The organism is Nocardiopsis xinjiangensis YIM 90004 (genome assembly GCF_000341145.1).
Taxonomy (GTDB): Bacteria; Actinomycetota; Actinomycetes; order Streptosporangiales; family Streptosporangiaceae; genus Nocardiopsis; species Nocardiopsis xinjiangensis.
The window spans coordinates 36,677-50,518 of the sequence record NZ_ANBE01000024.1 but is presented as its reverse complement, the minus strand read 5'-3'; the positions used below and the strand labels follow the sequence as shown (position 1 = coordinate 50,518).

Genomic DNA, 13,842 nt, shown 5'->3' with positions numbered 1-13,842 from the left:
AACCCCTGTGGTTAGGGGGTTTCCTTCGCTCGCCGCGTCTTGTTCGATCGTTCATGATCGCAATGATGCGCTTTCTGACTGGTTGATTAGTCAGCCGCAAGCGAGTAGCACTGGTGAAGTTGTGACCCCGGCGTCGGAGGTGACGTGAATCATCCGTTGGAACATTGATCCCAAAGTCTTCTGGCCATCGCTGATCCTCGTGATCGGCTTCACCACACCGTTCGTGGTCGCCCCTGAAACGGGTGAACGTCTGCTCGGGAGCGTGCTGTCACGGCTCGAGTCGGACTTCGGTTGGGTCTACATCTGGTTCGTCCTGGGCCTGGCCGGCTTGCTGCTCTGGCTCGCCTTCAGCCGCTTCGGCAACATCAAGATGGGCAAGCCGGAGGACCGCCCCGAGTTCTCCACACCCACGTGGTTGGCCATGCTCTTCACCGCCGCCATCGGCGGTGGCCTCATGTACTGGGGCATCGTCGAATGGGCGCACTACTACACCGAGCCGCCCTACGGGATCGAGCCCCGCAGCACCGAGGCCGCGGAGTGGTCCTCGACCTACCCCCTCTTCCACTGGGGCCTGACCGCGTGGGCGGTCTTCTGCGTCCCCTCACTGGCGCTCGCCTACGCCTACCACGTGCGCAAGGTACGCCGGCTGCGGCTCAGCGAGGCCTGCCGCGGCGTGCTCGGCGACCGTGTCGACGGCTGGCTGGGCCGCCTCATCGACGTCCTCTTCGTCCTCGGCATGATCGGCGCCGCCGGTACCTCACTCGGACTGGCCGTGCCCGCCGTCTCCGAGGGCGCATCCCGCATACTCGGCATCGAGGCGAACATCGGCCTGAACACGGTGGTCATCGGACTGTGGACCGTGCTGTTCGGTGTCAGTGTCTTCTTCGGACTGCACCGCGGCCTCAAGCGGCTGGCCAACCTCAACCTGTACCTGGCCGCCACGCTGGGGCTGCTCATCCTGGTCCTGGGGCCCGCGGTGTTCATCCTGGACACCTTCACCAACAGTGTCGGCATGCTCGCGCAGAACATCGTGCGCATGAGCACCTACATGGATCCGGCCGGCGGTTCCGGCTTCGAGGAGGCCTGGACGGTCTTCTACTGGGGTTGGTGGATCTCCTACGGCCCGTTCGTCGGGATGTTCTGCGCGAAGATCTCCAGGGGACGCACCGTCCGCCAGATCATCATCGGCATGTGCGGGTTCGGCAGCCTCGGCTGCTGGCTGGCCTTCTCACTGCTCGGGAACTCCGGCATGGCCTTCGAGCTGCAGGGCAGCGCACCCATCGCCGACACCCTCGAGTCGGGGGGTGCCGTGCAGGCGATCTTCGCGACGCTCGAGGCGTTCCCGCTCAGCGGCATCATCACGGTGCTGTTCCTGGTGCTGCTGATGATCTTCCTGGCCACGACCCTGGACTCGGCGTCCTACATCATGGGTTCGGCCACGTCCAAGGACCTGCCCAACGACGTCGAGCCGTCCCGCGCCAACCGTGTGCTGTGGGCGCTGGTCCTGGCCACGGTGTCGGTGTCGGTGATGTCGGCCGGCGGCACGGACGCGTTGCAGACCCTGTCGGTCGTGACGGCGTTCCCGCTGATCGCCGTCCTGGCCGTGGTCGCGGTCTCCCTCGTGCGCTGGCTGCGCGACCACGAGCGCTACACCGCCGTGGTCGCCCCGGGTACCACGGAGGCGCGCGGCCCCACCGAGGCGGACGACCCCGGGGCCGAGAGCCCGGGGGCCACCGCCTCGGAGGACGGCGCCCCGGAGACCGTCGACCTCGAGGACGCCTCGGTACGGGACGACGACGGCCGAGGCCGGCCCCCGGCCGAACCGGTCACCTGACCCACCTCCCCCGCCGCCGGGCGGACCTCCGGAACCGGAGGGCGTCGGACGCGGTCCGGCGCCCTCCGTCGTATGTGGAAGAAGGACATCCCCACACCGCTATACATAGCAAGTATACGTCCTGTGTATAGTCAGGGCCATGTCTTCACTGGGACCCGCCTTCCTGGGGCTGCTCGAGAACCGCCCCCAGCACGGCTACGACCTCAAGCACGTCTACGACGAGCACTTCGCCACCCAACGCCCGCTCGCCTACGGGCAGGTGTACGCGACGCTGTCCCGGCTCCTCAAGAACGGCCTCGTCGAGGTCACCGCCACCGAAACCGGCGGCGGCCCCGAACGCAAGCGCTACGCCGTCACCGACGCCGGGGTCACCGACGTCGAACAGTGGCTGGGCCGCCCCGAGAGTCCCGCGCCCTATCTTCAGAGCGCCCTCTACACCAAGGTCGTGCTCGCCCTGCTCACCGGCCGTCCCGCCGAGGGGATCCTCGACGTGCAACGGGCCGAACACCTGCAGCAGATGCGCGAACTCACCCGCCGCAAGGCCGACGGCGACCTCGGCGACCAGCTGATCTGCGACCACGCGCTCTTCCACCTCGAGGCGGATCTGCGCTGGCTCGAACTGACCGCCGCACGCCTGGACGAGCTCTCCGGGGAGGTCCGCGGCCGATGACACGACCCACGCCACGTGACCGTCCCCGCCCGGAGGACACAGACGGCCCCCTGCTCACCGCCTACGGCCTCAACAAGGCCTTCGGCCTCACACAGGCCCTGAGTACGGCCTCCCTGAGCCTCGGCCGAGGGGAGATCGTCGCGCTCATGGGGCCCTCCGGTTCCGGGAAGTCGACCTTCCTGCACTGCCTCGCCGGTGTGGTCCGTCCCGATGCCGGCCGGATCGACTACGGCGGCGTCGACCTCACTCATGCGCCCGACCCCCGGCTCAGCGCCCTGCGCCGCACCGAGTTCGGGTTCCTCTTCCAGTTCGGACAGCTCGTGCCCGAACTCCCCTGCGTGGAGAACGTCGCGCTCCCGCTGCGGTTGAACGGACAGCGGAGGCGCCCAGCCGAACGCGAGGCCACACGCATGCTCGAACGGTTGGACGTGGGCGACGTGGCCCGCAAACGCCCCGGGGCATGCTCCGGGGGCCAGGGGCAGAGGGTCGCCGTCGCCAGGGCGCTGATCACCCGGCCCCGCGTGGTCTTCGCCGACGAACCCACCGGTGCCCTGGACTCGCTCAATGGTGAGAAGGTCCTGCGCCTGCTCACCGACACGGCGCGTGAGAGCGGCGCCTCCGTGGTGCTGGTGACGCACGAACCACGCGTGGCCGCCTACGCCGACCGCGAGGTCATCGTCCGTGACGGACGCACGCTCGATATCGGGGGTGGACGGTGAAGAGCTTCCGGGACACCCCGTCGCGGGAAGGGAATGCGCGCTCCCGGCCATCGTGGTGGAACGAGTTGATGATCGGGGTCCGCCTGTCCCTGACCGGGGGCAGGGAGAGCGCCGTACGTACCTGTTTGACCGCCGTCGGGGTGGGGGTGGCCACCGCGATGCTCCTTCTGGCCGCCTCGCTGCCGACGATCCTGGACGAGGTGGGGGAGCGTTCCAGCGGCCTCTCCTTCCGCCAAAGCGCGGAGTACCCACAACCTCCGCCCGCTGAGGACACCGTGCTGCTCGGCTCCGCTCTGGCCAACGCCGACCACCGGGGCACGCCCGTCACGGGGTGGGTGATCGAGCCCGAGGGGGACCAGGCACCCCTGCCTCCCGGGATCGCGGACTTCCCCGAACCCGGGGAGATGGTGGTCTCTCCGGCCCTGGCCGAACGCCTCGCCGACCCCGACAACGACCTCCTCCAACGCAGGCTCGACCATCCGGTGGTGGGCCAGATCGAGGAAGAAGGTTTGAGCGGGCCCCACGAGCTCGTCTATTACCTCGGTCAAGAGGGTATGGAGGCCGACGGCGCCGGCACCGTTCGGATGGATGCATTCGGGGGCGGCGAACCCTACCGCCCCGACACCCCCGTCATTCTGCTCCTGGGCCTGGTCGGCACCGTCGTGATGCTCATCCCCGTGGTGGTTTTCCTGAGCGCCGCCGTACGTTTCGGGGGACAGGCACGAGACCGGAGGCTGGCCGCCGTACGCCTCATGGGCGCCGACCGCGCAGCCACACGGAGGATCGCCGCCGGGGAGACCGTGGCCGGTGTTCTGCTCGGGATGCTGATCGGCGCGGGATTCTTCGTCGCGGGGCGCCCGATCGTCGAGACGCTGCCGATCGACGACGGCGTGTTCGCCTCCGACGTGGTGCCCTCACCCGTCCTGGCCGCCGGGGTGGCGGTGCTCGTCCCCCTGCTCGCCCTGTGGGTGGCCCTGCTCGCTGTGCGGGGTGTGGCCGTGGAACCGCTGGGTGTGGTGCGCCGTGCCGAGCGGCGCCGACCCCGCCTGTGGTGGCGGCTCCTCCTGCCGGTGTTCGGGGGCGCCCTGCTCTACGCGGGGCTCGGATCGTTCCTGACCGGCACCGTGGCGGTCAATTGGGCGGTCCTGGTCTCGGTCGGCCTCCTCGCCGTACTCCTCGGCACGACGGCCGTGCTCCCATGGCTGGTCGACCGGGCCGTGCGGACCCTGCCCTCGAGTCCTCTCTCCCTTCAGCTGGCGCGGAGGCGGTTGGCGTCCGGCGGCGATCGGGCCGTGAGCGGGATCGTCGTGACCGTCGCCGGGGCGATCGCGCTCCTGACCCTGTTGAACGGCGCCGAGTCCACCGACCGGGAAGGGGTGCCCGAGACCGGGGACCCGTCCGTCGGGGCGAGCGCGGGGGAGGGCCCCTATCAGCGGGTGGACCTGAGTAAGGAGCCCCGGGTGGAGGACCCCGTGGCCCTCTTCGAGGGCGAACCGGCGATCGAGGAGGCCGTCGCCGTCCGTCGCACGTACGCGATGGTCGGCGACAACGGCGGTGTGCTGGTGCGGGTCGCCGACTGCGCGTCGCTGCAGCAGCTCACGGACCTGCCCGACTGTGAACCCGGCGACGTGTTCGCCACCCCGGGGGCCGAGGTGGAACCGGGGGACGTGGCCGAGATGACGGGTACCGAACCGCCGATGCACTGGACAGTTCCCCAGTACACCGAACTGTCGTCCGGCGTGGCCGGGGCGCGCTACGGCGAGGAAACCCTCCTGGCCACACCCGAGGCCATGGCCTCAGCAGATCCGGAGGTGGTCGAAGAGATGACCGGGGCCGTCCTCCTCCGCGTGGACGAGAGTGCCCCCGAGGCCCGCGAGCAAATGCTGGCGGCCGCCGCCGAGGTGGACCCCACGGCCGGTATGGAACCCTTGGTCGCCCACGTCGGATCGCCTCTCGACACCATGAAACTCATGCTGCTCGCGGGCGCGATCGCCTGCCTGGTCATGGTCGTGGCGGGGGTGACGGTCGGGACGGTCGAACAGATCCAGGAACGCCGCAGGGTCCATGCCGTCCTCACGGCCTTCGGGGCACGGCGGAGAACCCTCGTCGGATCGGTGCTGTGGCAGACCGCGGTACCTGTCGCGCTCGGTGTCGCGACCGCGTGTGTGTTCGGTCTCGCGCTGGGCGCACTCCTGCTTGGTGCGACCGGGTTGCCGATGGCCTTCGATGTCGCCGAGATCGTGACCATCGCGGCTGCGGGCGCTGGGGCGATCGTCCTGGCGACCCTGCTCACGCTGCCCGCACTCCTGCGGACGATGCGGGCGGACGGTCTGCGCTCGGAGTGAAGCTCAGGTCTTGGGCTTCGTGAGCAGGCCGCCGCCCGGGTCGAAGGACAGGGCCGCGGTCAGGACGACCCGTGTGCCCTCGAGGGTGCAAACCTCCATGTCCACCGTGTTCCACGGGATCCGGCGCGGTCCCTTAGAGGTTGAGACGGCTGCCGAGGCCCAGGTCCTTCGCCCGGGCCAGAACCTGGTCGGCCACAGCTACGTCGAGGATCGACATGCCGAAAGGGTTGCTGACCACGACGTCGGTGTCGTTGCGCCGGCCGGGGTGGTGCCCGGTCACGATGTCGCCAAGCGAGGCGTCGACCTTCCGGGCGCGCGGCTGGGCGCTCACCCCGAGTCGCGGTTCGGCGTCCGGCCCGAGCAGGGTGCCCGCGCGGTGCATCCGGCCGAGCAGCCGACGAGGGTCGTCGCGCACCAGGTTCCAGTCGTCCACCACGACGAGGTCGGCCCCCAGCACGGCCTCCTCCGTGAGGTCGTCGAGGGAGACGTGGGCGACCAAGGCGCCGGGCGCGAGCCAGGCGGGCTCGATGTAGCCCTCGGTGACCGTGGTGACGGGGACGACGAGATCGGCCCCGGCCACGCACTCCCGGGGGCTGCCTGCGGCCTCGGTGGCGACCCGGTCGCCGCCGGGGAGCTCGGCCACGAACTCCAACATGTTCCGGGCCCGTTCCGGCACGAGGTCGTAGGCGACGACCCGGTCGAGAGTGGGCACGCTGTCGAGCAGCAGAGTCGCGTGAGCCTGCGCGAGGGTGCCGCAGCCGAGCAGAGCGAGGGTGCGCGGGGTTTCCACGGCCAGGTGCCGCGCCGCCAGCGCGGTGACCGCGGCGGTGCGCATCGCGCTGATGTAGGCGGCCTCCATGAGGGCGAGGGGGCGGGCCGTGACCGGGTCGAGGAGTAGCGTGAACCCCTGGGAACGGGGGATCCCGCGATCGGGATTGGCGAGACTCGCGTTGATCGTCTTGAGTCCGACCGTCGTCCTGCCGCTCCCGGTAAGTGCCCCCGGCATCGCCAGGCACCGGGCGTCCGCGCCCTCGGGCGTGGTCCAGCCGAGGTAGGCCTCCTCCGGCAGGATCGTCCCGCCCTCACCGTGCAGGAGCAAGGCCTCGGACACCGCACCGACGATGTCCACGCCGCNAGCGCTCGAAATCCATGGAACGGGAGTCCTCCTCGGGATTGACAGGGGAACGAGGGGTGAGAGGGAAGGACGGTCAGACCGTCACGTACCTGGCCACCTCCTGGATGCGTTCGATCAGTTCGGCCTGTCGCAGGGTGCCGTCGTTGTGAGGGGGAGCCAGATCCTCCTTGACAGTGGCCGTGACGAAGGAGTCCACTACGTTCGCGAACTGGCGGTCGGCGGCGAGGGTGATCTGCTCTCGGCGGTCCTGCCACTCCAAGCTCAGGGTCGGGCGGTGGGTGTCCGGCGGGGTGAAGACCCGATCCAGGCTCATCCTGCCCAGGCTGCCCGAGAGGCTGTAGGTGTTGCGGTAGGAGTGCTCCATGCCGAACGTGAGCTGGGCACCGACCCCCTGCGACGTGCTCAGCAGGATCTGGCCCGACGTCACGATGCCCAGGCCGACGCTGCGCCGGAACACCGCGCCCACGACGTCGAGGTCGTCCGACAGGAAGTGCAGGGCAGCCCGCACCGGGTACCCGCCGAAATCGAGGAAGGCTCCGCCGCCCACACCCTGCTGGTAGCGGATGTCGCCCTCGGGCTTGGGCGGGATCGTGAACACGCTGGAGAACCCGCGCAGCTCACCGATCGTCCCGTCGGTGAGGAGTTTGCGGACTTCACCGTGCTGGGAGTGATAGAGGAACATGTAGTTCTCCATCAGGATGAGACCGCGTTCCTTGGCCAGGTCGAGCAGGCGGGCGGTCTCGGAGAGGCTGTGCGTCATCGGCTTCTCGACCAGCACGTGCTTGCCGTTGTCCAAACACCGTTCGATCCACTCCGCGTGCAACTGCAGGGGGAGCGGGATGTAGACCGCGTCCACCTCATCGGAGTCGGTGAGGTGCTCGTAGCCCTCGACCGGACGGCCGCCGAACTTGTCGGTGAACTCTGTGGCGCGCTGCAGGTTGCGGCTGGCGATCATCGTGACGTCGATGGTCGAATGGGACGTCATTGCCGGAAGGGTACGGCGCCACGCGATGTCCGCGCACCCTACGACTCCCATGCGCAACCGCTTGGCCGTGCTGGTGGACAACATCTTCGGGACTCCGATCGGCGGAATGGAGGAGAACAACGGTTCTGGGGTGCGGGGCCTCGGCGTTCACGCAGCCCTGCTCGCGGACCTGAGTGCTGCGTAGTGTTCCAGGCACTCTTCGTAGGTTGGCAACATGCCTTTCTCTGCGGCTTCGGCCAGGGACGGCGCCGCCGCGTCCTTGTCGGACATGATCGGGGGGCCGGTCAGATGCCAGGGGATACCGATGCCGGGGTCCAGCGCGTTGATCTCGGTCATAGTCCCGGGGACGTAGGTCTCGGAGCAGAGATAGTTCATGCACGCGTCGTCGGTGAGGGCGAGGAACGCGTGCCCGAGGCCGTCGGCCAAGTACACGGCGATACCGGATTCCCCGCTCTGCCGGGTGGTATCGAACTGCCCGTAGGTGGGGGAGCCGATCCGCAGGTCGACGACGACGTCCAGGACCTCTCCCCGAACACAGGTGACCAGCTTGGCCTGGCCCGGGGGGATCATGGTGCTGTGGATGCCGCGCACAGTGTTCTTCTGGCTGACCGAGTAATTGGCCTGCCCGACGAGGAACTCGTAACCGATGACCTCGGAGAGGTCGCCGGATCGGAACGCCTCGTGGAAGGTACCTCTCCGATCGGGATATCGATCGGGGGTGATCCGGAAGGCGTTCGGAATCTCCATCGGGGTGATCTGCATATCGGTTCTCCTGGTGCGGGTTATTCAGTGAAGGCTGTGCAGGCAGGCGATCAAGCTGCGTGCCTCGATGTTGAGGTAGTGCCCGTGGCGCAGGAGATCGAAGAGCTGGCGCACCGTCATCCAGCAGTAGTTCGGCGGTACGTCGGTCGGAACGTCGTCGCCGACCTCCATGATCTGGTACCGGGTGAGTGCCTGATGGAAACGCCCACCCTCCTCGGACAGCACCTGGTCGTAGTGGACCGTGACCGAGTCCGAGGCCAGGGCGTCGCGGACGAACGGATCCAGGGTCACGGACTCGTCCGCCCCCGGGAGGAGGTGGACGGTGGGCGCCATTTCCACCTGGTCCAGTAGTCCCGGTTCCTCGTGGGCCTGTACGAGCAGGTGGAGGATGCCGTTGATCGGTCGAGCGAGGAAGAGGGCCCGTCCCTGGCCGTAGGGCTGCAGGAGCGGCTGGCTCCACTGCTGTACTTCGCGGGTAACCGACTCGACCTCGACTCCGATGATGCGGAAGTGCTGGTCGTCGGTGATCTCGTCCTGGGTGTGCCGCCACCCGGTGACGTTCTTGAGCGGTACGAGGCGGGCGCTCCAGTCACAACCGCTCTTGGCTTCGATGAACCAACTGAGGATGTCGCCGACGGTGTGCAGCGGCCGGCTCTCTGGGCCCTCTCCCCGGTAGTGATAGGAGCGGACGAGCGCTCGACGGAACGGGTCCGAGTCGACTGCCTCCGCCTCCTCCGGCAGCGCGAAGGGCATGCACGAGAGCACGGTCCGGGCGTCCATGTTGATCAAGTTGTCGGTTCGGGCCAGCGAACGGACCTGCTCCAGGCTCAGCCAGTGGTAGTCCTCGTGCAGCGGGACGTCCTCGGTGACGAGCACGACGATGTTCCTGTTGCGCTTGCACCAGAACCAAGCGCCCTGTTCCGACTGCAGGACGTCCACCAGTACCTGGCCGCGTTGTGGGCCGACGAAGTACTCCAGGTACCGGGTGCTGGTCCCGCGGTGGACTTTTGTGTAGTTGCTCCGCGTCGCCTGGACGGTGGGCGAGAGCTGGAGCATGTTCACGTTGCCCGGCTCCATCTTCGCCTGCATCAGGCAGTGCAGCACACCGTTGATCTCCTTGACCAGGATCCCCAGGACCCCGATCTCGGACTGGTTGATCACCGGCTGGGACCAGGGGGAGGCCCCGCCCCTGACCTGGAGGCCTTCGACGCTGAAGAACCGCCCGCTGGAGTGCTGGAGATTGCCTGTATCCGGGTCGAACCCCCAGGAATCCAGTTCCGAGAAGGGGACCTTCCGCACGGAGACGTGTGCATTCTCCAGACGCCGGTTCCACCATTCGTGAAAGGTGTCGATCGAGGTGTACGGGACGCTCTCTCCTGCTTCCCGTAGTAACTGCGCGATCTGTCCGTCACGCCTCATCCTGTCGCCTCCCTTCTCATGGGTCTCGGTTCCACATCAGACTCGGTCGAGCACGTCTTGGACGGCGTCGATGACGTGTTGCTGTTGGTCGTCTGTGAGTGAGGCATACATGGGCAGGGAGAAAATCTCGTTCGCCACCCGCTCGGTGACAGGGAGGGAACCCTCCTCGTAGCCCAGGTGGGCGAAGCCGGACTGGGTGTGCACCGGCCACGGGTAGCTGATGTTGAGCGAGACCCCGTGCTTCTTGAGCTCCTCCAGGATCCGGTCGCGGGCCGGGTGCCGGACGACGTACACGTAGTAGACGTGGTCGTTGCCCGGGGCGGTCACCGGGGTAACCAGGTCGGTGTCGGCGAACGCCTCGGCGTAGCGCTCACCGATCGCCCGCCGCCGCGCGAGGTAGCCGTCGAGCCGAGTCAGCTTGCGACGCAGAATCTCGGCCTGGACCTCGTCCAGCCGACTGTTGTGACCGGGGGTGGAAACGACGTAGTACTGCTCCTCCATGCCGTAGTAGCGCAGGCGCCGCAGGTTCGCCTCGGTCTCCGCGCTGTTGGTGATGACGGCCCCACCGTCCCCGTAGGCACCGAGCACCTTCGTGGGGTAGAAGGAGAATGCGGCGGCGTCGCCGCTCGTGCCGGCCAGGCGGCCGTTGTGGCGGGCACCGTGGGACTGGGCGCAGTCCTCCAGGATCACCAGGCCGTGCTTGGCCGCCAGGGCCTTCAGGTGCTCCATGTCCATGCACTGCCCATAGAGGTGTACGGGCAGGAGGCAGCGGGTGCGGTCGGTGATGGCGGCGGAAACCTGGTCGACTTCCATCAGGTAGGTGTCGGGATCGACGTCGACGAAGACCGGAGTGGCTCCGACCGAGTTGATCGCGACCACCGTTGGCGCCGCGGTGTTGGAGACCGTGATCACCTCGTCCCCCGGCCCGACGCCGAGTGCGCGGAGGCCGAGGACGATGGCGTTGGTACCGTTGTCGACGCTGACACAGTGCCGTGTGCCGTGGTAATCGGCGAACTCCCTCTCGAAGGAGTGGACGCTCTTGCCGAGCACGAGCCGGCCGGACCGGAAGACCGTGTCGACAGCGTCGAGGATGTCGGCTCGTTCCTGTTCGTACTCCGCCAGGTAACCCCAGACGTTAATGGTCATCGTGTGTAGCCTCCAGAGCGGAGCCGCTTGGGCATGGTTCGGGTGGACTTGTTCTTTGGGAGCGTCGCCGGTGGTTCAGACGATCTGAAACAGGAGATCGGTGCCGTGGGCGTCCCAGTGCTCCCGTCGGACGGAGCGCACGCTGACATCCCAGAGCTGACCATGGAAGTACCAGTGGTCCGAGAGAACTGCTTCGGTCGTGGCGAGCTTCGGGTGCCGGGATCCGAAGCCAAGGTCCTCGGGGGCGTTCTCGGTCGTGTGGAAGTAGACCTTGCGCGTACGCCACATGGCAAAAGCGAAATTCGTCGTCAGGACGTAGGAGTCTCGGACGTGCTCGGCCGGGGCNCGGGGCCCCCCGCCTGCAGGCACACTTCGGCCTGGATGTTGCCGGCGGGCGATAGATCGGACAGTGAGCTGGTTCCGACGACCCGCCCATTCTCCTGGTCGACAACGAGGAAGTTCGCCGAGACCTCGCGATTGAAAGTCTCCATGAAACGGTCCAGTGTGGGAAGCGATCTGTAACCGATTCGGAACAGAACCTCGTACGCACTGGGTGCATCGTCATCGACTGCGGGTTGCAGTCGGATGCTCTTGGACTCTGCGTGTGGAAACAGCAAAGCTCCTCTTCCCTAGGGTGGTGTGGAGGGTTTTCCAAAAAGTCGGCCCGGCTATCGATGAATACCGGCCCCGGGGAGTATGTAAGCGTTCTGGGGACTGTCGGGTCAAGGCCGGGGGCGCAGTGGGCCGGGCGCGGCCGGCGTCCGCCGGAACCTTCCCGACCACGCGTGAACGTGCGGGAGTCGATGACTGTGCGCTGCCGGTGATCCGGTCGGGGCGGCGGGGCTATCGTGTCAGCGCTGATGAGATATTTACATGTCTCGCCAGCGGGACAGGGGGCGGAGGCACTCCTGGGGTCCGCCTGGTGGTGCCGGGTCGGGGAATGCGAGAGGCTTCGTCTTTCCCGTGCCCTGGACCGCGTCCTTCTTCCGTGGCATGTGGAATGGAAGCCTTGCATCGGGGCGCGACTTAGGAAACGGTGTCTCCCTGTGGGGCGAGCGGGAGGCCGGCACGGTGCAGATCGCTTTGGTTGACTGCGGAATTTTTTCACGGCTACGCTCGCCCCGAAATGTCGGTAAACGATGATTGGCGGAACCGTGTCTGAAGGCGATGATTGTCGGAACCGTGCCTGAAGAGGGGTGTCCCACCGTGAATTTTGAAATTCGTATCGAATCAGTCGCGAACATGGCGCAAAACATGGCGACGATGATCTGCGACGAACAGCCGGACGTGCCCAAGCCGGAGTCCGTCGCCGACCTGGACTCCTTCTCCATGGTCCAGGTCCTCCTGGAGATGGAGAACACCACCGGGCTGAACCTCCTGGAGCGCTTCGAGGGCTTCAACGGGAAGTTGTTCACCGACCTCGCCGCCTTCGTGGTGCGCATTGCGGAGGAGGAGGGTGTGCTGGAGCGCCTCGACGAGGTATCTGCTGTTTACCGACCGGAAAATCTCGAACGCCACGTTGACGGCTGAGGTGGGGATGAGCGCGCGTGCGGGTGAGGGCGTTCTCGCCGCTGTCGGCGGAACGCCACTCATCGGACTCAAGCGACTCTTCCCCTGGTCCGGCGCGAACTTCTACGCCAAGCTCGAAGCGCTGAACCCGGGGGGGAGCATCAAGGACCGTTCCGCCATGGGCATGGTGCTCGGAGCCCTTCGCAGCGGTGAACTGGTGCCCGGCAGGTCCACGGTCGTCGAGTCCAGCTCTGGAAACCTGGCGGTCGGGCTCGCCCAGGTCTGTCGACTGCACGACCTCGACCTCGTCTGTGTCGTGGACCCGAAGACGACCCCCCAGAACCTGGCCATCCTCTCCGCCTACGGGGTCAGGATCGAGATGGTCGCCGAGACCGGGGACGGCAGCAAGGACTACCTTCCCGCCCGGCTCCGCCGTGTCCAAGAACTGTTCGAGGAGCTTCCGCACGCCTTCTGGCCCAACCAGTACGCCAACCTCCTCAACGCCAGAGCGCAGGAAAGCGTCCTGGACGAGGTGGTACGTGAGCTCGACGGGCGCGTCGACTATCTGTTCGTCGCGGCCGGGACCTGCGGCACTATCCACGGTTGTTCCCGCTACGCGGAGCGCCACGGCCTGGACACCCGCGTCGTCGCGGTCGATGCCGAAGGCAGCGCCCTCTTCGGGGACAAGGGCGGCAACCGCCTCATCCCCGGTCACGGGGCTGCCGTCCGTTCCGGGCTCTACTACGAGGGGATCGCCGATTCGGTGGTCCGTGTGTCCGACCAAGACTGTGTCGTGGGCTGCCGTCGCCTGATCGGGACGGAGGCCGTCCTGTGCGGCGGCTCCTCCGGCGCGGTCGTGAGTGCCGTCACCCAGTGGCTGCCCCACATGGAGGACGGCGCGAACTGCGTCCTCCTGTTACCGGACCGGGGCGAGCGCTACCTCGACACCATTTACTCCGACGCCTGGGTCCTCGAACACTTCGGTGACATCGGGCACCTGTGGAAGGAGCCGGGCGGGACGGTCGTGGGGGCGTGACCGTGCTCGGCGGGGCCCGCGGGCTCACCGGTGGCGCTCCAGCACTGCATACACGAAGGAGGAGAGCTATGCACGACACCTATCTCGTCGTGGTCAACCATGAGGAGCAGTACTCCATCTGGTCGGCGGACCGGGACGTCCCGGACGGCTGGCGAGCGGAAGGGTTCTCCGGGACGAAGGAGGAGTGTCTCGCGCACATCGAACGGGTGTGGACCGACATGAGGCCGCTGAGTCTGCGCCGGCGTATGGACGCCGAGGCCAGTTGACTCCGAACCGACGACG

The 13,842-nt window shown here is 67.4% G+C and carries 13 protein-coding genes; 7 read left to right on the top strand and 6 right to left on the bottom strand.

The window, feature by feature from the left end; all coding sequences use genetic code 11:
• Window positions 1–148 precede the first annotated feature (148 nt).
• The 4 genes from D473_RS0112160 (at window position 149) to D473_RS0112145 (ending at window position 5,568) form a co-directional block, all read left to right on the top strand.
• A complete protein-coding gene (locus tag D473_RS0112160) occupies window positions 149–1,834 on the top strand; it encodes a BCCT family transporter (RefSeq protein WP_338044148.1) in 1,686 nt (561 codons plus the stop codon).
• A gap of 139 nt (window positions 1,835–1,973) precedes the next feature.
• Window positions 1,974–2,504, top strand: coding sequence for a PadR family transcriptional regulator (locus D473_RS0112155; protein WP_017609343.1), 531 nt, complete (start codon window positions 1,974–1,976; stop codon window positions 2,502–2,504).
• Complete coding sequence (locus tag D473_RS0112150; protein WP_017609342.1) at window positions 2,501–3,223, top strand: ABC transporter ATP-binding protein; 723 nt, start codon at window positions 2,501–2,503, stop codon at window positions 3,221–3,223. Before D473_RS0112155 ends, D473_RS0112150 begins: the two co-directional genes overlap by 4 nt.
• Window positions 3,224–3,291: 68 nt before the next feature.
• Window positions 3,292–5,568, top strand: a complete 2,277-nt coding sequence (locus D473_RS0112145) for an FtsX-like permease family protein (protein ID WP_017609341.1) — start codon at window positions 3,292–3,294, stop codon at window positions 5,566–5,568.
• Window positions 5,569–5,701: 133 nt separating this feature from the next.
• Here the strand turns inward: D473_RS0112145 and D473_RS0112135 are convergent, their stop codons facing one another.
• From D473_RS0112135 to D473_RS0112110, 6 genes are all read right to left on the bottom strand, one after another.
• Window positions 5,702–6,697, bottom strand: a complete 996-nt coding sequence (locus tag D473_RS0112135; protein ID WP_017609339.1) for an ornithine cyclodeaminase family protein — start codon at window positions 6,695–6,697, stop codon at window positions 5,702–5,704.
• 79 nt (window positions 6,698–6,776) lie between these two features.
• On the bottom strand, window positions 6,777–7,739 hold the full coding sequence (locus tag D473_RS0112130) for a Gfo/Idh/MocA family protein (protein WP_088177556.1): 963 nt from the start codon (window positions 7,737–7,739) through the stop codon (window positions 6,777–6,779).
• Between the two features lie 96 nt (window positions 7,740–7,835).
• The gene (locus tag D473_RS0112125) at window positions 7,836–8,450 is read right to left on the bottom strand and encodes a dTDP-4-dehydrorhamnose 3,5-epimerase family protein (protein ID WP_017609337.1); all 615 of its coding nucleotides are present in this window, start codon (window positions 8,448–8,450) and stop codon (window positions 7,836–7,838) included.
• Between the two features lie 24 nt (window positions 8,451–8,474).
• On the bottom strand, window positions 8,475–9,869 hold the full coding sequence (locus D473_RS0112120; protein WP_017609336.1) for an NDP-hexose 2,3-dehydratase family protein: 1,395 nt from the start codon (window positions 9,867–9,869) through the stop codon (window positions 8,475–8,477).
• Between the two features lie 36 nt (window positions 9,870–9,905).
• A complete protein-coding gene (locus D473_RS0112115; RefSeq protein ID WP_017609335.1) occupies window positions 9,906–11,015 on the bottom strand; it encodes a DegT/DnrJ/EryC1/StrS family aminotransferase in 1,110 nt (369 codons plus the stop codon).
• 75 nt (window positions 11,016–11,090) lie between these two features.
• On the bottom strand, window positions 11,091–11,303 hold the full coding sequence (locus tag D473_RS0112110; RefSeq protein WP_017609334.1) for a hypothetical protein: 213 nt from the start codon (window positions 11,301–11,303) through the stop codon (window positions 11,091–11,093).
• A 954-nt stretch (window positions 11,304–12,257) separates the two neighbouring features.
• On the opposite strand from D473_RS0112110, the gene D473_RS24750 reads away from it, so the two are divergent.
• The 3 genes from D473_RS24750 (at window position 12,258) to D473_RS0112095 (ending at window position 13,826) form a co-directional block, all read left to right on the top strand.
• On the top strand, window positions 12,258–12,545 hold the full coding sequence (locus D473_RS24750; protein ID WP_152436822.1) for a hypothetical protein: 288 nt from the start codon (window positions 12,258–12,260) through the stop codon (window positions 12,543–12,545).
• Window positions 12,546–12,552: 7 nt separating this feature from the next.
• On the top strand, window positions 12,553–13,560 hold the full coding sequence (gene sbnA, locus D473_RS0112100; RefSeq protein ID WP_017609332.1) for a 2,3-diaminopropionate biosynthesis protein SbnA: 1,008 nt from the start codon (window positions 12,553–12,555) through the stop codon (window positions 13,558–13,560).
• Window positions 13,561–13,628: 68 nt separating this feature from the next.
• On the top strand, window positions 13,629–13,826 hold the full coding sequence (locus D473_RS0112095) for an MbtH family protein (protein ID WP_017609331.1): 198 nt from the start codon (window positions 13,629–13,631) through the stop codon (window positions 13,824–13,826).
• Window positions 13,827–13,842: the final 16 nt, after the last annotated feature.